The sequence below is a fragment of the Salipiger abyssi genome, assembly GCF_017311415.1.
GTDB classification, from domain to species: Bacteria; Pseudomonadota; Alphaproteobacteria; order Rhodobacterales; family Rhodobacteraceae; genus Salipiger; species Salipiger abyssi_A.
On record NZ_JAEKIS010000001.1, the window covers coordinates 478216 to 499428 of the forward strand.

General features: G+C 64.7%; 22 protein-coding genes. 12 read left to right on the forward strand and 10 right to left on the reverse strand.

Going from position 1 to position 21213, the window contains the following annotated elements; translation table 11 throughout:
* Window positions 1-8 precede the first annotated feature (8 nt).
* A complete protein-coding gene (locus I6N89_RS02255; protein ID WP_236016375.1) occupies window positions 9-2087 on the reverse strand; it encodes a YjbH domain-containing protein in 2079 nt (692 codons plus the stop codon).
* Window positions 2088-2366: 279 nt separating this feature from the next.
* Between I6N89_RS02255 and I6N89_RS02260 the strand changes: the two genes are divergently transcribed.
* From I6N89_RS02260 to I6N89_RS02315, 12 genes are all read left to right on the forward strand, one after another.
* Entirely contained in the window at window positions 2367-3194 is an 828-nt protein-coding gene (locus I6N89_RS02260) for a flagellar motor protein MotB (RefSeq protein WP_207016591.1), read from the forward strand.
* A gap of 98 nt (window positions 3195-3292) precedes the next feature.
* The gene (locus I6N89_RS02265) at window positions 3293-4588 is read left to right on the forward strand and encodes a flagellar hook protein FlgE (protein ID WP_207016592.1); all 1296 of its coding nucleotides are present in this window, start codon (window positions 3293-3295) and stop codon (window positions 4586-4588) included.
* A 36-nt stretch (window positions 4589-4624) separates the two neighbouring features.
* Window positions 4625-6085, forward strand: coding sequence for a flagellar hook-associated protein FlgK (gene flgK, locus I6N89_RS02270; protein WP_207016593.1), 1461 nt, complete (start codon window positions 4625-4627; stop codon window positions 6083-6085).
* Window positions 6086-6095: 10 nt separating this feature from the next.
* Window positions 6096-7100, forward strand: coding sequence for a flagellin (locus tag I6N89_RS02275; RefSeq protein WP_207016594.1), 1005 nt, complete (start codon window positions 6096-6098; stop codon window positions 7098-7100).
* Window positions 7097-8200 carry a flagellar basal body P-ring protein FlgI gene (locus tag I6N89_RS02280; protein ID WP_207016595.1) on the forward strand — a complete coding sequence of 368 codons (1104 nt, stop codon included), beginning with the start codon at window positions 7097-7099 and terminating at the stop codon, window positions 8198-8200. The genes I6N89_RS02275 and I6N89_RS02280 overlap by 4 nt, the downstream gene beginning before the upstream one ends.
* Before the next feature lie 83 nt (window positions 8201-8283).
* Window positions 8284-9153, forward strand: a complete 870-nt coding sequence (gene motA, locus I6N89_RS02285; protein ID WP_207016596.1) for a flagellar motor stator protein MotA — start codon at window positions 8284-8286, stop codon at window positions 9151-9153.
* A gap of 17 nt (window positions 9154-9170) precedes the next feature.
* Window positions 9171-11369, forward strand: coding sequence for a hypothetical protein (locus tag I6N89_RS02290; RefSeq protein WP_236016376.1), 2199 nt, complete (start codon window positions 9171-9173; stop codon window positions 11367-11369).
* A 157-nt stretch (window positions 11370-11526) separates the two neighbouring features.
* A complete protein-coding gene (locus I6N89_RS02295) occupies window positions 11527-12192 on the forward strand; it encodes a transglycosylase SLT domain-containing protein (protein ID WP_236016377.1) in 666 nt (221 codons plus the stop codon).
* Between the two features lie 2 nt (window positions 12193-12194).
* The gene (gene flhA / locus I6N89_RS02300; protein WP_207016597.1) at window positions 12195-14276 is read left to right on the forward strand and encodes a flagellar biosynthesis protein FlhA; all 2082 of its coding nucleotides are present in this window, start codon (window positions 12195-12197) and stop codon (window positions 14274-14276) included.
* The gene (locus I6N89_RS02305; RefSeq protein ID WP_207016598.1) at window positions 14273-15040 is read left to right on the forward strand and encodes a flagellar biosynthetic protein FliR; all 768 of its coding nucleotides are present in this window, start codon (window positions 14273-14275) and stop codon (window positions 15038-15040) included. The genes flhA and I6N89_RS02305 overlap by 4 nt, the downstream gene beginning before the upstream one ends.
* A gap of 6 nt (window positions 15041-15046) precedes the next feature.
* The gene (locus I6N89_RS02310; RefSeq protein WP_207016599.1) at window positions 15047-16141 is read left to right on the forward strand and encodes an EscU/YscU/HrcU family type III secretion system export apparatus switch protein; all 1095 of its coding nucleotides are present in this window, start codon (window positions 15047-15049) and stop codon (window positions 16139-16141) included.
* Complete coding sequence (locus tag I6N89_RS02315; RefSeq protein ID WP_207016600.1) at window positions 16138-16563, forward strand: hypothetical protein; 426 nt, start codon at window positions 16138-16140, stop codon at window positions 16561-16563. The genes I6N89_RS02310 and I6N89_RS02315 overlap by 4 nt, the downstream gene beginning before the upstream one ends.
* A gap of 5 nt (window positions 16564-16568) precedes the next feature.
* On the opposite strand, the gene I6N89_RS02320 is transcribed toward I6N89_RS02315, so the two are convergent.
* From I6N89_RS02320 to I6N89_RS02360, 9 genes are read right to left on the reverse strand one after another with little or no spacing between them, the layout of a single operon-like run.
* A complete protein-coding gene (locus I6N89_RS02320; RefSeq protein WP_207016601.1) occupies window positions 16569-17090 on the reverse strand; it encodes a flagellar basal body-associated FliL family protein in 522 nt (173 codons plus the stop codon).
* A 10-nt stretch (window positions 17091-17100) separates the two neighbouring features.
* A complete protein-coding gene (gene flgH / locus I6N89_RS02325) occupies window positions 17101-17829 on the reverse strand; it encodes a flagellar basal body L-ring protein FlgH (protein WP_207016602.1) in 729 nt (242 codons plus the stop codon).
* 3 nt (window positions 17830-17832) lie between these two features.
* A complete protein-coding gene (gene flgA / locus I6N89_RS02330) occupies window positions 17833-18258 on the reverse strand; it encodes a flagellar basal body P-ring formation chaperone FlgA (RefSeq protein WP_207016603.1) in 426 nt (141 codons plus the stop codon).
* Window positions 18258-19043 (reverse strand): flagellar basal-body rod protein FlgG, encoded by a 786-nt coding sequence (flgG, locus tag I6N89_RS02335; RefSeq protein WP_207016604.1) that lies wholly within the window; start codon window positions 19041-19043, stop codon window positions 18258-18260. The genes flgA and flgG overlap by 1 nt, the downstream gene beginning before the upstream one ends.
* Before the next feature lie 12 nt (window positions 19044-19055).
* Window positions 19056-19769 carry a flagellar hook-basal body complex protein gene (locus I6N89_RS02340; RefSeq protein ID WP_207016605.1) on the reverse strand — a complete coding sequence of 238 codons (714 nt, stop codon included), beginning with the start codon at window positions 19767-19769 and terminating at the stop codon, window positions 19056-19058.
* A gap of 3 nt (window positions 19770-19772) precedes the next feature.
* Complete coding sequence (locus I6N89_RS02345) at window positions 19773-20042, reverse strand: flagellar biosynthetic protein FliQ (protein WP_207016606.1); 270 nt, start codon at window positions 20040-20042, stop codon at window positions 19773-19775.
* A gap of 4 nt (window positions 20043-20046) precedes the next feature.
* A complete protein-coding gene (gene fliE, locus I6N89_RS02350; protein ID WP_207016607.1) occupies window positions 20047-20337 on the reverse strand; it encodes a flagellar hook-basal body complex protein FliE in 291 nt (96 codons plus the stop codon).
* 31 nt (window positions 20338-20368) lie between these two features.
* Window positions 20369-20761, reverse strand: coding sequence for a flagellar basal body rod protein FlgC (gene flgC, locus I6N89_RS02355; protein ID WP_207016608.1), 393 nt, complete (start codon window positions 20759-20761; stop codon window positions 20369-20371).
* Between the two features lie 17 nt (window positions 20762-20778).
* Entirely contained in the window at window positions 20779-21156 is a 378-nt protein-coding gene (locus I6N89_RS02360) for a FlgB family protein (protein ID WP_207016609.1), read from the reverse strand.
* Between the last annotated feature and the right edge of the window lie 57 nt (window positions 21157-21213).

A 21213-nucleotide genomic window follows, 5' to 3' on the forward strand; every position in this document is an offset into this window, starting at 1 on the left:
GCGGGTCTTCATCGCCAGAACCTTCCCCAGGATTTCGCGACATCCGGCTCGTGCCAGGTGCGCACCTGCTCATAAAGCCGGTTCGACACGTAAAGCCGTGCGCCGCCGTCTCGCTGCACCGACCGGAGTATGGTTGTATTGGTCTGGCGCGACGGCGTGCCGAGGCCGACCGACAGCGGAACCGTCAGCAGAATGCCTTTGTCGAAGGAGCCTTCGCCGAAATCGTCCTCGGAGACATCGGTGAATGTGGCAAAGGCACCGATGCGCCAGCCATTTGCAAACTCACGATGCAGCGTGAAGGTCGCACCGTAATCGCCGGCCAGATAGCGGCCGACATCGACCTGCCCGTGAAATCCGTTGCCGAAGGCATAGTAGGCAGAGACATGGCCGTTCACATCCGGAATCTCGCGTTCGACACCCGAGACCGGATCGACGGTCACGTTCTCCTGAAGCCCGAACATCACATCATAATCGCGCCGCCGCACATAGTTGAGCTCGGCGCCCAGGGCCAGACGGCTGTCCGCCGGCTTCCACAGCACTTCCGCCGAGACCCCGGCATACATTTGTTCCAGATAGCCCATGGTCAGGCGGCTGTAGAGGTTGCGGCCCGGACGCCCGTACAGATCGAGCGTCAGCGAGTCGATCGCCGGATCGCCCTCGCGGGCGTATTCGCCGTAATCGGTGCGCACGCGCGGCAGCTTCGATTCATCGACGCGGCTGATGTCGTCGAGATTGCCGACTACCTTTTTCTTGATCGAGCCCGAAAGCACGATGTTCGGCGTGATCTCCAGTGTGCCGCTCAGTCGTGCGCCAAGGTCGATGCGCAGCGGGCTCTCGGGGTCGAAGGTCGAGTAGGCGTAGTAGGGCGCCAGCGACCAGATGAATTTCGGATAGTCGGAGAGATCCGCCTCAGGTGCCGTGCCGAACGCGTCGGTGATCCGTGTACGGGCCAGCATCTCGACGGCCGCGTCGTTTTCAAGCGCTTCGAGATCGGAGCGGCGCAGGGTGACGGCCGACATCGCCATGCCGTTCTCTGACGGGACGATGACAAACTCTTCGACAGAGGCGGGCAACACCCGCGTCATCACCCGCGCGGCGCGGCCGATGGCTTGCGCCGGTGCACCATAGGTCGGGTTGCGCAGCCGCAGCGTGGCTTTGCGCGGCTGGAGATCGAAACCTTCCACCTCCAGTTTTTCGCGTTCCAGGCTGGTGATCAGCCGTTGCCGCGAATTGGCTTCCGCGTTGTCGAGTGCGGCAGTCCAGCCCAGATCGCCGGCATCGCCCGGCGCGCGTACCTTGACCGGCAGACCGGCGCTTTCGTTGCCGCCCGGCGTGCCCTGGGTTTTGGGATTGATCGGAAAGGTGATCTGTGCACCGAGCGTGTTGCCATAGGCATAGTATAGCGACAGCTGAGCGTCGTTCTTGAGCCGGTAATCGACGCCGAAATTGATCGGAGAGTCATGTTCGAAGCCGCCGGAGGCACGCTCTTCGTCATAGGCGTCGGAGGAATATTCCAGCGTGAAGGTCAGCCGGTCGTTGGGTGAATAGCTGATCCCGCCGAACGGCGCGACATCGCCGCGGAACCATCGGTCATAGGTGGGCACGCCACCGGTGCCCAGGATCGTGTCGGACCGGGCGCTGATCGTGGCCACGGAATTGTAGCTGCCCAGACGGCCCCAGCCGAGACCGCCGGTCACCTTGAGCCCCGGTGTCAGCGTCTTGGTCGCGACGATATATTCGCCGCTATAGATGCCGGTGCCGATGAAATCCTGAAGTCCGACTGCGACCGCCGGCCGAATTTTCGTTTCGGTGAGAAGCAGATAGCGGATATCGAAGCTGCGGTCGTAATACACGCCGTCGACACTGGACGGGTGATCGAAATTCTCGATCCCGGTATAGCGGAACGTGCCGATCAGCCGCGGGGTGATCTGAAAGCTCAGAGAGCCGCGATTGGCGTCATCCATCCGGCCATAGGTCAGACCGAGCGTGGCGTCGGGTGCTATTTCGGCGGTGGGCATGTCGATGAGGCCGGGTTGGCCATAGAGGTTGTAGCTCGGAACGCCTTCCGCGACGGCCATGCCGGGCATGAGGCAAAGCCCCGCCATCGCGGCATAAACTCTGATCCGTCCTGCGCAAAATGCTGCCCCGGGGGTCATCCAACCTGCCTCGTGATAAGAAAAGCTCTTCCGCCTAGAGCTAGTCGGATTTTGCGCTCCTGTCTATTCGTGTGGACAGAGCGACACGGCGCCTGTGGGATAATCGGCACGACTTCGCCGCCGCGTTAAGTCGACATTTTGAATTGTTAAGCCGGCGGTAAGGGCTGCGCCCGTAGAACCTTGCCCGGGGTGTAATAAGAGGTGGTGGAAATGGCGGTCGACAGCAATGTCGCGCCGGTCATCATCAAGAGGAAAAAGGTCTCTGGCGGGGACGGGCACCATGGCGGTGCCTGGAAGGTCGCCTATGCCGACTTCGTGACGGCGATGATGGCCTTTTTCATGTTGATGTGGCTGCTGAACGCGACGACCGAAAAGCAGCGCAAGGGGCTTGCGGATTACTTCAGTCCGACCGTGGCGATCAGCCGGGTGTCCGGCGGCGGCGATGGCAGCCTGGGCGGCGAAAGCGTGTTCTCCGAAAACACCCTGCCCCGCGTGGGCACCGGCGCCACCAGCCTGCGCCCGACCTCCGAGGCGGCAGAAAGCCGAAGCATGCAGCCCGACGAGGCGCGTGCCGGTGCCGAAGAGCTCCAGCAGGTCGAGGATCTTCTGATGGGCCGCAACGGCGAAAGCATGGTCGATAACGGCTTGCTGCGCCACATCGTGACCCGCGTCACCGACGAAGGTCTGGTGGTCGAGCTGTTCGAGACCGCTGATGCGCGGCTTTTCGACGAGGACGGGCGCCCCACCGAGCTGCTGCGCGCCTTGTCGGGTGTGATCGTGCGGGTTTCGGGCCTGGTGACCAACCCGGTCGCGGTCGAAGGCCATGTCAGCGCCTATCCCGTAGTGCTTGCCCACGATCCGTCCTGGGAAGTGTCCAGCGGTCACGCCGACCGGTTTCGGGAACTGCTGATCACAGGCGGGCTAAACAAGCGCCGGGTCGACCGGGTGACCGCACATGCCGACCGCGAACCGACCGAGCGCAATCCGATGGATCCGCGCAACAACCGGATCGAGGTCATTTTCCTGAGACAGCGCTGAGTGCTTTTGGTTCGCATTTTACCTGTTAGCGCCGCGTTAAGCCGCGACCCGTAACTGTTGTCCCGAGCTTCTGACAGAGACAGCAGAAAGGCGTGTCCATGACCATTTCCTCGTCCCTCAATGCCGGGGTTTCCGGGCTCTCCGCGAATGCGAGCCGCCTCGCCGCGATTTCCGACAATATCGCCAACGCCTCGACCTACGGCTATCGCCGGGTCGAGACCGATTTCAATTCGCTGGTGATGACCAATGGCGGGCGCAGCTACACCGCGGGCGGGGTACAATCCTCCAATATCCGTGTCGTCGATAAGGGCGGGTCGATCGTATCGACCACCAACGCCACCGATCTCGCGGTGCGCGGCCGCGGCATGCTGCCGGTGGTTTCCGCCTCGCAGTTCCAGGCCACCGGCGAACCCGAGCTTCTGCTCACCTCCACCGGGTCGTTCCGCCTCGACGAAGAGGGCTATCTCGCCAACGAGGCGGGGTATTATCTCCTGGGCTGGCCCGCCAATCTCGATGGATCGATTCCCTCCTTTCCCCGAGATACCACTGCCGGGCTCGAACCGGTGCAATTCAGCCTCAGTTTGACAGGTGACCCGACCACATCCGTTTCGATGGCGCTGAACCTGCCTGCCACCGAAACCGAAACCGGATCGTCAGGGGATTCCCACAATCTTTCGGTGGAATATTTCGACAATCTCGGCGTGTCGCAGAGTATCTCGGTGACCTTCACGCCCACGGTTCCGGCCACGGGTATGTCCAACGAATGGACCATGGTGATGACCGATTCCGCGCAGGACGATGCGGTGATCGGCGAATACACCATCGTGTTCGACGACAGTCGCACGGGCGGTGGCCGCATCGCCTCGGTCACCCCGGTCTCCGGCGGCCCCTATGACGATGTGACCGGGCTGCTGACCGTCGATGTGGCGGGCGGGCCGATCGAATTCGACATCGGCGCGGTCGGTGCCAATAGCGGTCTGTCGCAGCTCTCCGACAGTTTCGCTCCGATCTCGATCACCAAGGACGGGTCTCCCGTCGGCAACATGGTCTCGGTCGAAATCGACGAAAACGGGTATGTCAGCGCGAACTACGACACTGGCGTGAGCAGCGTGCTATATCAGGTTCCGCTGGCCGATCTCCCCAATCCCAACGGCATGCTCGCCATGGACAGCCAGACTTTCCGGCCCTCGCCCGAGAGCGGCGCCTATTTCCTGTGGAACGCGGGGGATGGTCCGACCGGCGATATCAAGTCCTTTGCGCGTGAGGAATCGGCCACCGATGTGGCCAAGGAGCTGACGGACATGATCCAGACCCAGCGCGCCTATTCCTCGAACGCCAAGGTCATCCAGACCGTGGACGAGATGCTTCAGGAAACCACCAATATCAAGCGCTGATCCCTTTCGGGATCGGCCCCGAACGGAGGCCGCTGAATGTCACTGACCGGAGCCCTTTCAAATGCCCTGAGCGGCCTCACCGCCAACAGCCGTGCCGCCGCGCTGGTGGCCTCGAACATCGCCAATGCCACAACGGAAAGCTACGGGCGGCGGTCTCTCGATCTCTCCTCGCGCCCCGCCGGCACACTGGGCGGCGTGGCGATCGACGGGGTGCGGCGCAATGTCGATGCCGCGGTGCTGTCCGACCGGCGCCTTTCGGATGCGCAATCCGGTTTCGCCGACAACATGCAGAGTTTTGCCAGCGGAATCGAGACCTTGCTGGGTGCCAGCGACGAGGCGGGCTCGCTCACAAGCCTCTACTCCGCCTTTGAAAACGCTTTGCTCTCGGCGGCCTCCGATCCCTCCTCGGATCAGCGCCTTGCCTCTGTGGCGCTGGCGGCGGAGGATTTCACCGAGAAACTGAACGGCATTTCCGACGAGATCCAGTTGCAACGTACCGCGGCGGACCGCGCCATTGCCGCCGATGTCGAGTCGCTCAACACGGCGCTTGGCCGGGTCAAGGCACTGAACACCGCGATCACCGAAAGTCTCAATAGCAGCGGCGACCCGTCGGCGTTGATGGACGAACGGCAGCGGGTGATCGACGAGGTCTCCGCCATCCTGCCCCTGCGCAGCGTGGCGCGTGAAAACGGCACCGTGGCGCTTTACGCGGCCTCGGGCACCGTGTTGCTTGACCAGACCATCCACAGCGACCCGGTGACAATCGGCTTCGCCCCACAGAATCCGGTGACTGCGCATATGACGCTCGACAACGGGTCGCTTTCGGGGCTGGAGATCGACGGGTTTGCCATCGACAGCAGCAATGACGGCCCGCTAGGGGGCGGCAGGCTGGGCGCGCGATTGCAGATCCGCGACACTGTTGCGGTCGATATGCAGTCGGTTGTCGACGGTATCGCCCGCGATCTGGTCGAACGGTTTGCCCCCGGAGGCCCGGACACGACGCTTGCCACGGGCGATCCTGGGCTTTTCACAGATGGCGGCGCGGCATTTGACCCGCTGAACGAAACCGGCCTCGCCGGGCGTATATCGCTCAACGCGCTGGTCTCTCCAGATGGCAGCGGCGCCTGGCGCCTGCGCGACGGGCTGGGTGCTGCTACACGCGGCGATGTGGGTGACGCGCAGCTGCTTCAGGCCTATTCCAGCACGCTCGATGCCTTGCAGACGCCCGGGTCGGCCAGCCTCGGCAGCGGCACCAGCAGCTTTAGCGAGCATGTCGCCGATTTTCACTCCGCCATTGCTGCCGCGCGTGTCCGCGCCGATGGCGAACAAAGCTTCAGCAGCGCCCAGAACACCGCGTTGAAAGAGCTGGAGCTTGCCAAGGGCGTGGATACCGATGCCGAGCTTCAGGACCTGCTCCGCATCGAGCAGCACTACGCCGCAAATGCCAGGGTGTTCAGCACGGTGGACGAGCTGATGCAGACCCTGATGAATATGTAAGGAGCCTTCCATGGACACTGTCGGCGATCTTGCCCGGACGCTGGTGCTGCGCACGCATCAGACCCGGCTCAACCGCGAACTCGACACGCTGGGAATCGAAATCGCCACTGGTTTCGTCCGCGATCCGGCGGCGCATCTGGGTGGCGACGTCACCGGGCTTGTCGCCATCGACCGGACACTGTCGCAGCTCGAAACCTACCGCGTCAACACAGCCGAGGCGGCGCTATTGACCGGCACGATGCAGACCACGCTGGAGGAGATCCAGGATCGCACCGAAGCGCTTTCGCAGGTGCTGCTTTCCGTCGAGCTGACGCCCAATGACGAAATGTTCCAGACCCTCTCGGGCGAGGCGGAGGACACGCTGCAACAGATGCTCAACGGGCTGAACCGCTCGGTCGGTGGGCGATTTTTGTTTTCCGGCGCCGCCACCGACGGTCCGTCGGTGATCGACAGCGACACCATGCTGGCGGAACTGCGCGGCGCGCTTGCCGGCGAAACCACCGCCGCGGGGATCGAGGCACAGCTCGACGACTGGTTCGACAGCACCGGCGGCGGGTTCGAAACCACTGGCTATACCGGCTCGGACACCGCGCTGGCGCCGCTGCGGCTCAGTCGGACAGAGAGCGTGACGCTCGACATCCGGGCGGATGAGACGGTGTTTCGCGATATGATGAAGGCGGTCGCCGGGGCCGTGCTTGCCAGCGACGAAACACTGGGCCTGTCCTCGGAGGTGAAGACCGAGCTGATTTCAACCTCTGCGCTGGCGCTGCAAAGCGCCCAGGCCAGCATCGTCGAGCTGCGCGCCGGTCTGGGCGGTGTCGAGGAAAGGATCGGGCGGACCACGGCGCGCAACTCAGCCGAGCGTACCGCGACCAGCCTGGCGCGACTGGAACTTGTCGGGACCGACGAATTCGAGACGGCGACACGCTACGAAAACACCCGCGTCCAACTGGAAAGCCTCTACGCGATCACCGCCCGCTCGTCACGCCTGTCGCTGACGGCGTTCCTGTCATGATCCGCCTTGCGGTCTCTCTCTGCATCGCGCTGATGCTTGCCGGCGCGGCAGAGGCGCAGGCGGTCCGGATAAAGGATCTGGTCGAGGTCGATGGCGTGCGTGCCAACGATCTTGTGGGCTATGGGCTTGTGGTCGGGCTCAACGGAACTGGCGACGGTCTGCGCAACGCACCCTTCACCGAGGAGATCATGCAGAACATCCTCGAACGGCTCGGGGTGAATGTGACCGGTGAACAGTTTCGTCCGCGCAACGTGGCGGCGGTGTTCGTCACCGGTCGCCTGCCGCCCTTCGCCCGCTCGGGCAGTCAGATCGACGTCACTGTATCGGCGATTGGCGATGCCAACAGCTTGCTGGGCGGCACGCTGATCATGACGCCGCTGAATGCCGCCGACGGGCAGATCTATGCGGTGGCGCAAGGCACGGTCATCGCTGGCGGTGTCGATGCGGCGGGCGATGCGGCGCGAGTGGTCCAGGGGGTACCGACGTCCGGAGTGATTCCGGCAGGTGCCCGGATCGAGCGCGAGGTCGAGTTCGACTTCACCCAGCTTTCAACCCTGCGCTTAGCGCTGCGCGAGCCGGATTTCACCACTGCCGCGCGTATCGAAAACGCGATCAACCGGCGCGTCGGGCAGCCCGCGGCACAGATGCTCGACGCCGGTACGATTTCGGTCGATCTGCGTCGAACCGGTGCCGGCTCACCCGCTCGTGCGGTGGTGGCAATCGAAAACCTGCCGGTAGAGCCGGAACGGCGTGCCCGGGTGGTCGTCGATCAGCGCTCGGGCACCATCGTGATGGGCGAGGATGTGCGCATTTCCCGGGTCGCGGTATCGCAGGGCAACCTGACCCTGCGGATCGAGGAAAACCCGATCACCGTGCAGCCAAACCCATTTGCCGAGGGCGAAACCGTCGTTGTCCCGCGCACCAATGCCGGGATTGTGGAAGAGCCGGGCATCGGTCTGGCGGAAATTCCGGGCGGGACCTCGCTATCCGAAGTCATCGCCGGGCTGAATGCGTTGGGCGTGTCTCCGCGCGACATGATCGACATTCTCAAGAGCATTAAGGCCGCAGGCGCGCTGCATGCGGAATTCGTGGTGATGTAGCGGCATATAAGGCGGGCGCAGACCCTTTGTTAACCGCTGCCGCCCTACTCTCCCCCCTCAACGCTGACAAAGGAGCCATCCCAATGCTGGGGATCATCGGTATCGTTGTGATTTTTGCCATGGTGTTTGGCGGTTACATACTCGCCGGTGGCAAGATGGCGATCATTTTAAAGGCACTGCCTTTCGAGATGATGATGATCGGCGGCGCCGCGGTGGGCTCGTTTCTGATCGGTAACGATTCCAGCGTGGTGAAACATACGCTCAAGGATGTCGGCAAGGTTTTCAAAGGTGCGAAGTGGAAGCCGGCCGATTATCGCGATCTGCTTTGCCTGCTGTTCGAACTGATCCGGCTGGCGCGGCAAAGCCCGGTCGCAATCGAGGAACATGTGGAGTCGCCGGGCGAATCGGCGATCTTCACCAAATATTCCAAGATCCAGGGCGACAAGATCGCGGTGGAGCTGATCTGCGATACGATGCGCTCCATGTCGATGAACTACGACGACCCGCATCAGGTGGAGGAGGTGCTCGACAAGCGCATCGAGGCGCTGGAGCATCATCGCCTGCATTCCAGCCACGCGCTGCAAAGCCTGGCCGACGGCCTGCCGGCGCTGGGCATCGTCGCCGCCGTGCTGGGCGTGATCAAGACCATGGGCTCGATCGACCAGCCGCCCGAGGTGCTTGGAAAGCTCATCGGCGGTGCGCTCGTCGGCACGTTTCTGGGGGTTTTCCTCGCCTATGGTTTTGCCGGCCCCTTTGCGGTGAAGGTCAAAGCCGTGGTCGAAGACGACCTTCATTTCTACCAGCTGATCCGAGAGGTCTTGGTGGCCAACTTGCACAACCACGCCACGAATATTTGCATCGAAGTTGGACGTCAAAACACGCCGGCACATTTCCGACCAAGCTTTGTGGATCTTGAGGAGGCGCTGAAATCGGTCAAGCAGGCCGCAGCATGATCCGGCTGGTTGTGCTCATGGCGGTGTTCCTGCTCTGGAGTGTGTCGGCATTCGCGCAAGAGATCCGTGTGCGCTCTGGCGAGCATGGCGATTTCACCCGTCTGGTGCTCGATCTTCCGCAGGACATGCAATGGCAACTGGCGCAGCCGGACGCGCGACAGGCGGAAATCCGGTTCGAAACTGGCGGATACGCGTTCGATCTTTCCGGCGTGTTCAGCCGCATCGATCGCGCGCGCGTCGCCGATTTGTCGATGCTGCCAGAGGGGGACGGCATGCGGATCGACCTCGCTTGCGCCTGCGTGGCTTCGGCATTTCTGCTGCGGGGGCGCATGCTCGTCGTCGATATCCGACCGGGTGAACCAGCGGTGTCAGAGCCGGCACTGCCGCGTCCCGCCCTCACCGCGCTTTCGGAACTTCGGGTTGGATCGGAGCCCGGTATCGGCCCGCGAAAGACTGAAAACGCGCTTATGCCCGCTTTCGCCCCTCCGACCGTTGCAGGCACCTCCGCCGTGCCGGAAAAGTCCGGCACTGACCCGGACGCATTCGAGCGGATGCTGTCAGAACAGCTCGCGACCGCCGCCACCGAAGGGCTGCTGGATCCGGCGCTTCGGGGTCTTCTGCGCCCGAATGCGGCGCAAGACATGCCTGCGAATGCCCAAGAGCCATCAAGGCCCGCGCCGGATGATCCTGCATCAACCGCCCGCACCGCCATCGAGGCGGAGATTGCCAGTCAGGCTTCCTACGACCTGCAATCGCGCATTCGTATCGGCGGCACCGCCTGCGTGCCCGATTCCAAGCTGGATGTGGCTGCCTGGGGTGGAGAGCAAACGCTTGAGGCAACCATCCCGGATCTGCGCGCGCGGCTTTACGGCGAATTCGACCGGCTTGATCCCGAGGTGCTGACAGCGCTGGCCAGGGCATATCTCCATATCGGATTCGGCGCCGAAGCCCGGGCGCTTCTCGAACTGAATCCGGAGCTGCGTGATCCGGTCCTTGTTGCGCTCGCCGGCATCGTCGACGGTGAGGCCGATAGGGCCGGTGTTTTTGCCGGCCAGACCGATTGCGACGGATTTGCCTCGCTATGGGCGCTGGCGGGAGCATCGGCCCTGCCCGACGGCTCCACCATAGATGGCGACGCGATCCGGCGGGCCTTCGAAAAACTACCCCTGAATCTGCGCGCCTTGCTTGGGCCGCACCTTGCCACAAGGCTCGCAGAGGAGGGCCAGCCCGGTGTCGCGCGCAACTTACTCTCGCAGCTCGCCCGCGCCATGGGCGAAAGCAGCGAAGGCATGGTTTACAGCGCGGCAAAGATCGACCGTCTGGAGGGTGCGGTGGATGAGGCGCGCGGCGTTCTCGAGGCCTTTGCGACGCGTCCAGGGGCGCATGCGCCCGACGCTGTCGTCGCCGCGATCGAGATTGCGACAGAGAGGCGCGAACCGGTCGGTGCGCGCATGACAGAGCTTTCCGCGGCTTATGCGACAGAGCTGCGCGAGACGGAAAAGGGTCCGGAGCTTTGGCGCGCGCATCTGCGCGCGACGATCGCCAATGGCGCGTATGACACGGGTTTCGGCAGCTTCTGGGATGCTGACGATATTCCAGAGCCGACCCGCGCTGCCGCGGCGACCGAGGCGCTAACGCTCCTGGCGGAGCAGGCGCCGGACACGGCATTTCTGAAACAGACCGTAGCGCGCGCAAATCGCTTCGACGGGATCGCCGCGCCGGAGGCCGCGCTTGATGTGGCAGAGCGTCTGCTCGATCTTGGCCTCGCCGATGAGGCGGCGCGCTGGGCAGAACTGACGGGCGTCGACCGCGCCGCCCGGCGCACGCGCCTGCTCACCGCCCGCATTCATCTCGCACGATCCGAACCGGAGGCCGCAGAGATCGCGCTGATCGGCTTGCAAGGCGAGGATGTGCTGCGTCTGCGGGCGGAAGCGCGGCGCATGATGGGCGATTTCGATTATGCCAGTACCGCCTACGATACGCTGGGCGAGGCACAGCAAGCCCGCTCCGCCGCCTGGCTCGCCGGCGACTGGCCGGCGCTCGATGGCGCGCAGGACACGCTGGGGGTCACCGCTGCGCTCATCCGCTCCGATCTTCCCGAGGCCGAGGACCCCCTGCCGAGCCTAGCGCTTGCCGAACGGCTCGCCGGCACCGGGGCCGAAACACGTGATGCCTTGCGCGCTCTGCTCGAGGACACCCGCCTGCCGAGAGACTAACCGGGCGCGGGCTTACGAAAAATAAACCTCGCCGCGATAGCGGTTGGAAACGAACTCGGAAACCCGGTGGATCAGAATGGTCTTTCCCGACAGCGACAGGACAGATGGCGACAGATTTCGCAGGCGACCACGATGCGCTGCGCGGTGGCTGGCAAGGTTGATCTATCTGGTCCTGACGCTCAGCACGATCTGCATGTTCGCCCTCCCGGTGCCGGCGGCCCCGTCGGCGATTTGCGACCGCGCAGCACAGGAGGCATCGCGGCAGACGGGCGTTCCGATCGAGGTGCTGATGGCGATCACCCGGGCAGAGACAGGGCGGGCGCGGAACGGCCAGACCCGTCCCTGGCCCTGGACGATCAATGTGCAGGGCGAGGGGCATTGGTTTGGCACGCGGCATGCGGCACGGCAGCACGCGGTGGCCACCTTCGCAAAGGGCATCCGCAGCTTTGATCTGGGCTGTTTCCAGATCAATTATCGCTGGCACGGCGGCGCCTTTCGGTCGCTGGAGGAGATGCTCGACCCGACGGCGAATGCGCTCTACGCCGCGCGCTTCCTGCGCAGGCTTCATAAGGAAACCGGTAGCTGGACAGAGGCGGCAGGCGCCTATCATAGCCGCACCCCGAAATATGCCGAGCGCTACAAGCGCCGCTACCGCGCCATGCATGCCAGCCTGTCGTCGGAGCACACAGATAACGAGTCTCCCGCGCGTGTCGCGCGTGTCAACCGCTTCCCGCTGCTGCGTCGCGAAGGCGTTGCTGCCCGTGCCTCACTCGCGCCGCTGGCCGAGGGCGCGAGTGCCTTTCTTCCCGGGTTGGGAGGCTGAGCATGCCGGAGGCCCCTGCCCCGCTCTTCAAACCGACGGTGCTGCTCGCGGTCGCGCTGATGGCGGTCATCGTGATGATGATCCTGCCGGTGCCGGCCTGGGTGCTGGATGTCGGGCTTGCCGCCTCCTTCGGCCTGGCGATCCTGATCTTCACGGTCACGCTCTTCATCGAACGCCCGCTCGATTTCTCCGCCTTCCCGACCATCCTGCTCGCCTCGCTCATGCTGCGCCTCTCGCTCAATGTCAGCTCGACCAAGCTGATCATCGGCGAGGGCCATACCGGCACCTCCGCCGCCGGCGACGTGATCGAGGGGTTCGCCAATTTTGTTATGGGCGGCAGCGTCTTCCTCGGTCTCGTGGTCTTTGGCGTGCTGATGATCGTGAATTTCGCGGTGATCACCAAGGGCGCTGCCCGCATGGCCGAGGTCGGGGCGCGCTTCGCGCTCGACGGCATGCCGGGCAAGCAGCTCGCCATTGACAGCGACATGTCCGCCGGCGCCATCGACCACGCCGAGGCCAAGGCCCGCCGCGAACGTGAACAGCAGGAGACGACGTTTTTCGGCTCGCTCGACGGCGCGTCGAAATTCGTCAAGGGCGACGCTGTTGCCGGGCTGCTCATCACGCTGCTCAATCTTGTGATGGGCATGGTGATGGGGATTTTCGGCCATGGCATGGCGCTTTCCCATGCGTTCGAGACCTATGCGATCCTCACGGTGGGCGACGGGCTGGTGACGCAGATCCCCGCGGTGATCATCTCCATCGCCTCGGGGCTGCTGCTGGCACGCGGCGGCGCCACCGGCGCCACCGATGTCGCCATGGCCGGGCAACTTGCGCGGCACCCGGCGGCGCTCGGCACGGTCGGCGTGCTGATGGCGCTCTTTGCGCTGGTGCCCGGCATGCCCTTCCTGCCCTTCATCCTCGGTGCCGGTGTCCTGGGTGGGCTCGCCGTCTATATGGCGCGCAAACAGGCGGAGCCGCCAGCGCCGCCCGAACCCGAAGCGGAGGAAGAGGCGCCGCGCGAGCGTCCGCTCGGAGATGTGCTGGATGTGGACGAGATCCATGTCGAATTCGCGCCGGATCTGGTGAACATGGTGCTCGACCCCGGCACGGGGCTCGATGTGCGGATCGACAATATGCGCCGCCATATCGCCTCGGGGTTCGGGCTCATCCTGCCCGAGATCCGGCTGACCGATGCCGCCGCGCTGGAAACCGGCGCCTATGTCATCCGCATCCATGGGGTGGAGATCGCGCGGGGCGAGCTGAACCCGGATCTGGTGCTGGCGCTGATGCCCGAAGAGCATGGCCGCCTGCCCGACGGGCGCGATGTGACAGAGCCGGTCTATGGCGCCCCTGCGCGTTGGATCCGTCCTCAGGATCAGGACCGCGCGGCGATCACTGGCGCCACCATCGTCACCCCGACCGAGGTGCTGGCCACCCACCTTCTGGAGGTGATCAAGCGCAATTTCGGCCGGTTGCTGACACTGAAAGCCCTGCGCCGGCTGCTCGACGAGATGGTTTCTCTCTCCAACGCCGCCCGGGCCGAAGCGAACCGCCGGCTGCTCGACGAGTTGATCCCCGACAAGGTGCCAATCGACACGCTGCACCAAGTGCTGCGGCTGTTGCTGGAGGAGCAGGTCAGCATCCGCAACCTGCCGCTGATCCTCGAGGCGATCTCGGAGATGCGCGGCCAGCAGATCGGCCCCGAGGCGATCTGCGAACATGTGCGCCAGCGCCTTGGCTTCCAGCTCGTCGCCGGCATGCGCCGCAAGGACGGGACGATCCCTCTGATCCAGCTGGCGCCGGAATGGGAGGATACCTTCGCCACCTATCAGGTCGAGGGTGCGCGCGGCGGGCTCGACGTGGCGCTGCCGCCCGAGATGTTCGATACGCTCACCGCCGGCGTTGCCGACGAGATCGGTGCGGCGGGCAATCGCGGCATTTTCCCGGCGCTGGTCACCAGCGCCCGCCGCCGCCGTTTCCTGCGCACGATCCTGTCTGCCAAAGGCATCGGCAACCCGGTGCTCTCCTTTGAGGAAATCGGGGTGGAGGCGCGGCCCTCGCTGGTCGGCGTGGTGGCGGCATGACCCTGCCCGAGGGGCTTCTGACGCTGCTTTCGGGCTGGCTCTGGGTCGGGCTGATCGTGTTTTTGCGCGTCGGCGCTGCGATGGCGGCGCTGCCCGTGCTCGGCGAGCAGACGGTTTCGGTGCGGGTGCGGCTGATGCTGAGCCTGATGCTCACCGTGGTGATCCTCCCGGCGGCCTCGGCACAGATCGCGGCACCTCCGCCCGGCCTGCCGGCGCTGGCCGTCGCGATCCTGAGCGAGAGCGTCAACGGGCTGCTGCTGGGTCTCTGGCTGCGGCTCTTTATCCATGCGCTCCAGACTGCCGGCAGCATCGCCGCGCAATCGACCTCGCTGGCGCAGCTGCTCGGCAACAGCGCCGCCGATCCGATGCCCGCCATCGGCCATATCCTGACCGTCGCGGGACTGGCGCTGCTGATGACCACCGGCTTTCACGTCAAGGCGGCGGCGTTCTTCGTCCTGTCCTACGAACTGCTGCCGGCGCTGCATTTCCCCGATCCCGCCACCGTGGCCGAGGCCGGGCGCGACCGCGTCGCGCAATGCTTTGCCCTGGCCTTCACCCTGGCCGCGCCCTTCGTGATCCTCTCGGCGCTCTACAACCTGACGCTCGGCTTCATCAACAAGGCGATGCCGCAGCTCATGGTCGCCTTTGTCGGCGCCCCGGTGATCACCTTCGGCTCCATTGCGCTGCTGCTCCTCACCGCGCCGGTGATGCTGTCGGTCTGGCTCTCGGCGGTCGATGCGTTTCTCTCCAGCCCGTTCCGGTAGGTGCTCATGGCCGAAGACGACGGCGGCGACAAATCCCACGAGGCCTCGCAGCGCAAGCTCGACGAGGCCCGCAAGAAGGGCGAGATCCCGCGCTCGCCTGACATGCTCACCGCCGCGGCCTATCTCGGGATGCTGCTGACCGGGCTGGCGCTGGGCGGCGACGCCGTCATCCGCTTCGGCGACGCGCTGCTGCCGATGGTGGCCCAGCCCGACCGGCTGGCGCCGCTGTTTTTCGATGGCATGGCGAGCGCGCCCACCGGCGGGTTGCTGACGGCGGTGCTGAAACCGGTGCTGCCCTGGCTGGCGGTGCCGGCGCTGATGGTGCTGCTGACGCTTTTCGCCAGCCGGTCGCTGCTCTTCACCCCGTCAAAACTGGCCTTCAAATTCAACCGGCTGTCCCCCATCGAAAACGCCAAGAACAAGTTCGGCCGGCGCGGGCTGTTCGAATTCACCAAGAGCTTTGCCAAGCTGGTGCTTTATTCCGTGCTGCTCAGCCTGTTCCTGGCCTCAAGGCTCGACGAGATCGCCGGGATCGGTCGCGCCTCGGCGCGCGAGGCGGCTGCGCTGATGGGCACGCTGATGCTGCGGTTGCTGGGGATCGCCGCGCTGGTGGCCATTGCGCTCGGCGCCATCGATTACCTGTGGCAGCGGGCCGAGCATCTGCGCCGCAACCGCATGTCGCAGAAGGAACTGCGCGACGAATACAAGGAGGCGGAGGGCGATCCGATGTTCAAGCAGCACCGACGTGCCCGCGCGCAGGAGATCGCGATGACCCAGATGATGGCCGATGTGCCCGAGGCGGATGTGGTGATCGTCAACCCGACCCATTACGCGGTCGCCCTGCGCTGGAGCCGCCTGCCCGGCGAGGCGCCGGTCTGTGTTGCCAAGGGGGTGGATGAGATTGCTCGTCGGATCCGCGAGATCGCCGAGGAGGCCGGGGTGCCGGTGCATTCCGATCCGCCCACCGCGCGGGCGCTGCACGCCACCACCGAGATCGGCGATCAGATCGCGCCGGAGCATTTCCGCCCGGTCGCCGCCGCGATCCGCTTTGCCGAAGAGATGCGCCGCAAGATGCGTGACCAGAAGGGGCTGTTTTCGTGACGCAGAACATGGACGAATTGCTGCGTGTGACGGCGCTCTTGCGGGAACGCGCGCTCGAAAGCTATCGCCGCGATCTGGCGGAAGAGTCACGTTTGCAGGCGGAACAGGCTCGAATCGACGGGTTGCGTCAGGCGACCTTTGCCGAGGCGGATTCGCTGGATGCGCGCAGGTTGCTCGGGGCGGATACGCTCTGGCAGGGCTGGCTGGCGCAGCGCCGGGGTGAGATCAATCAGGGCATTGCCATGGCGCGTGCGCGCCAGGCCCACAGCGCCGCTGCGGCCCGGCTGGCCTTTGCCCGCGACGAGGCGGCGAAAGAGGTCGCCCGGCATGAAGCAGCGGAGCGCCGCAGTGCCCTGCTGGCCGAAGAAGATAGTCGGCTCGACGCGCTTTCACGGCTTTCGTCCTACGATCCGGAACGCTGACGGCCTCAGCTGTCCTGTCGCGCGATCTCGGTGATCAGCACGTCGAGCACGCTGGTGCCCAGGACATTGCGCGCCGCATCCATCAGCGCCCGCCGCAATACCTCCAGCCGCTGAATATCAGTGAAATTGCCCTCGAACCCGCCGATATTGGCATGATCGAACAGCACGCGGAGGAAGGCGTCGCGCAGCTTAGGCTCGCGATTGTAGACCAGTTCGGTGCCGCCGGCGGTCACCTCCAGGCTGAGCGACATCACGACAAGTGAGTCCACGCGGTCCTTGCCGATGACCGGAACGACGAACTGGTTGTTCATTTTGGCATATTCGTTGCCGCCGCCATGTCCGTCATCGTGACTTTCTTCCGGCGCCGCATGCGTATCGCCGCTGGCATCGTGGGCGTCCGCCGCCTCGCTGTGATCCGCCGCCGCCTCGTGTTCGGCAGGCTCTTGCGGTGCGGCGAGAAAGATCCCCGCACCGGTGCCGGCGGCGGTTCCGATCAGGGCGAGCAGGAGGGGGAGCAGTTTCTTCATGGCGGCCTCGTCAGAACGGCAGGATCACGTCGAGCACCTGCTGCCCGAGCCGTGGCTGCTGCACATCGGTGATCTGCCCGCGCCCGCCATAGGAAATGCGCGCCGAGGCGATCTTGTCATAGGTGATTTCGTTTTGCCGGGTGATATCCTCGGGTCGGACATAGCCCGAGACCAGCAATTCGCGCAGTTCGAAATTCACCCGCACCTCCTGCGCGCCCTGGATTGCGAGCACGCCGTTCGGCATGACATCGAGGATGGTCGCGGCGACACGCAGGGTCAGCTGTTCCTGCCGGCTCACCTGGCCGTCACCGCCCGAAGCCGCCTGGCTGTTGAGATCCACCGCATTGGCCATGCTGGCGCCCGCCGGCAGCCGCTCGTCCTGCCGCTGGGGGATGCCGAAAAGCTGTGGGATGGCAAGGTTTTCCGAGCCTGAGCGCGAGCGCGACGTGCTGTTGGAGATATTCGCCTGCTCGTCGATCTCGATCACAACGGTGAGGATATCGCCCTTTTTCATCGCCCGGCGGTCGCCCAGGAGCGAGCTCTTCTCGCGGCTCCAGAGCGAGGCGTGATCGGTGGGTCTTTCGGGCAGGATCGGGACCGGCGTGCCGGTATAGGCCATGGCGACGCGCTCGGCGCTGTCGGCCTGCGGGGTAAAACTCGGCGGTTTGCCGATATGGTCCAGCCGGCTGCACGCGATGGCGGGAAGCAGGCAGAGAAGGCAGAGAAATCGTGCTGTCATGGTTTACTCATTCGTCATGATCACCGTCCCCTGCGCGGTGACAGTGCCGAAAAGCGTGGTGCGCGAGGAGAGGTTCATCACGCGGATCCGTTCACCCGCGCCGGCCCGGTCGAGCGCCCTTCCCTCGGTGGCGATGCGCAGCCCGCCACGGGCAAAGATCAGCTCGACGATCTGGTTGCGCTCGATCAGCGCCGGCGCGCCGACCGCGCCCCGCATCACCGGCCGGCCGGGATAGAGCGTCACCCGCGCCTCCTGTCCGACGACCTGCCCGAGCGCCGCATGTGCTCCTGGGATTTGCGTGGGATCGAGCCGCACCGCGTCGGGCGCGACGATCTCCTGCGCGCGGATCGTGCGCGTTGCGACCACCGTTTCCGCCGGAGCCGGCGTGGCACAGGGCAGCGCGAGCAGGAGGAGGATCGCCAGCCGCATCAGCGCACCTGCACCGTGGCGCCCAGCATCTGGTCGGCGGCGGAGATCACCTTGGAGTTCAGCTCGTAGCCGCGCTGTGCCTCGATCAGTTCGGTGATCTCATAGACCGGATCGACGGAGCTGTCCTCGAGATAGCCCTGCCGGAAGGTGCCCAACCCTTCTTGCCCTGCGGTGGTCTGCACCGGCGGGCCGGAAGCTTCGGTCTCGGTGAAGAGGTTGCTGCCGATCGCCTCCAGCCCCTTGGGATTGGTAAAGCCGACCATCGTGAATTGCCCCAGAAGCTGTGCCTCGACCGTGTCGTCGAAATAGGCATAGACCTCGCCCTCGCGATTGATAGAGATGCTGGTCGCGTCCTCGGGGATGGTGATGTCGGGCGCCACCGCCAGCCCGTCCGAGGTGACGATCAGCCCGTCGCCGTCGCGTTTCAGCGCGCCGTCGCGGGTATATCCGGCCTCGCCCGTAGGCAGCGTCACCTCGAGATAGCCGCGCCCCTCGATGGCGATGTCGAGATCACCGCTGGTTTGCGACAGAGCGCCCTGCGCCAGCTTCATCGTTACCGCGGCGGGCCGGGTGCCGAGCCCGAGCTGCACGCCGGTGGGCAGCATCGTGCCGTCGGAGGCATTGATCGTGCCGGCGCGGGCGAATTGCTGGTAATGCAGATCCGAGAACTCCGCGCGGCGGGCGTTGTAGCCGGTGGTGCTCATGTTCGACAGGTTGTTCGAGATCACCTCGACCCGCATCTGCTGGGCGCTCATCCCGGTGGCTGCGATTTTCAGGGCACGCATGCTCTGTTCTCCTTACTTGATAAAGGCCTTGATGGCGGCGCGGACACGCTCGTCCTCGCGTTGCAGGAAGTTCTGGCCCATCTCATAGGCGCGCTGGACCTCGATCATCCGGGCGATCTGAAGGATGGGATCGACATTGGAGCTTTCGACAAAGCCCTGCATCACCCTGGGGTTTTCCGCCGGACCGACACCGTCATCGGCGCGGAACATCACGCCGCCCTCGCGCACCAGGCCGAGCGGGTCGAGCGGCTGCACGATCCCCACCTGTCCCAGCGGGCGGCCATTGCTGCTGAGCGTTCCGTCCTGCGCCACCGCGAGATCGCTGGCATCGGGCGGGATGAAGACCGGTGCGCCGCCCGCATCCAGCACCGGATAGCCGTCCTGCGTGACCAGATCGCCCGCCGCGCTGACGGTGAAGGCGCCGTCGCGGGTCAGCCGTTCGCCCTGCGGCGACTGGATCAGGAAGAACCCGTCACCCTCGATGGCCAGATCGAACTGCCCGCCGGTGCGGGTCAGCGTGCCCTGCGCGAAAGAGCTGTTGCGCACATGCGCCGCCGACATCGAGACGCTGCCGGCGAGATCGGTGCTGCGCACATATTCCGAGAAGATCAGCCCCTGTTGGCGGTATCCGGTGGTGGCGCTGTTGGCGATATTGTTGGCGATCATCCGCATCTCGCGCATCAGCCCCTGCTGGCGCGAGAGCGTGGTGTAATCGGTGATGCCCATCTCTCAGCCTCCGGTGATCATGGGAAGGATGCGGTCCTGAAAGAACCCCACCAGCGTCTCGGTCATGAAGCTCATCGACATCCAGAACACGACGACGATGGCCAGCAGTTTGGGCACAAAGGTGAGCGTCATTTCCTGGATCGAGGTCAGCGCCTGGAACAGCCCCACGCTCACGCCGGCAACCAGCGCGGCGCTGAGGATCGGCACCGAGGTGATGGTGGCGATCCAGAGCCCCTGGCGCAGCGTGTCGTAGAAGATCGCCTCGCTCAGCATCGCGTCAGACCGGCATCCGCAGGATTTCCTGATAGGCCTCGACGACCTTGTTGCGCACCGCGACCACGGTTTCGACGGCGAGCTCGGACTGCGCCAGCGCCTGAACCAGCGCGTGCGGATCGGCATCGCCGGTCATCGCCGCCTTGGCCGCGGTCTCGGCCTCTGTCAGGGTTGCGGCGAAATCCTGTGCCGCTTCGGTGAATTTTTCCTGAATGCCGCCGGCGCCGGGCTGCGGCTCGGTGGCGGGGCGCTGGGCCGCGTATTTCTGCGCGGCGAAAAGCGATCGGACGTCCATTCTGGTCTCCATTCCGCTGAGTTAGGGTCTGTTATCTGCGCAGCAGCTCCATAAGGCTGCTGGACATCTGCCGGGTCTGTTCGAACATTTTCAGGTTGGCCTCGTAGCTGCGCTGCGCCTCGCGGGCGTCGGCTAGCTCGATGATGAGATCGACATTGGTGCCGTCGTAAAAGCCGCCGCCATCGGCCATCGGATGGTTGGGATCGTAAATCCGCTCAAGATCGCTGCGGTCCAGGGTCACATCGCCGACACGCACCTGAGGCGTCTCTGATGTGCTGGTTTTCGAAAGCTCAAACGGAATGGTCTTGCGCCGGTAACCGGGCGTGTCGACATTGGCGATATTCTCGGACAGAACGCGCAGCCGCGTGGCCTGGGCGCGCAGCCCGCTTGAAGTGACGGCAAGGGCGTCGGAAAAGGCGCTCATCTTCGGTCCTCCTTCGGTCAGCGGCCGAGGCTGGCGCGCAATAGGGTGAGGTTCGACCGATAGATCGAGAGCGCACGATCATGCGCGCGCATGGCATCCACCGCCGTGACCATTTCGGCCTCAATCGAGACGGTATTGCCGTTCGGATCGACGGTGTCGCGCCGCTCTATCGGTGCGGGTGGCGCATTGCTTGCCGCCCCGTTTAGGTGGCGCGCACGGGTCGCGCGCTGGGTCAGCATCGTGCTGCGCAACGTCTCGCTGAAATCGGGCAGTTCCTGCGCGCGGTAACGCGGCGTATCGGCGTTTGCGATATTCTGCGCGCTCACCGCCTGCTGCGTCCCGGCATGGCGCGCCATTGCCATGGCGGTTTTGAAAACGTCCAGGTTCTGGAACATCGGGGCTTCTCCCTCGATTGGCTTCAATCAAGGCTTAACGGTGATTCCTTTAGAAAT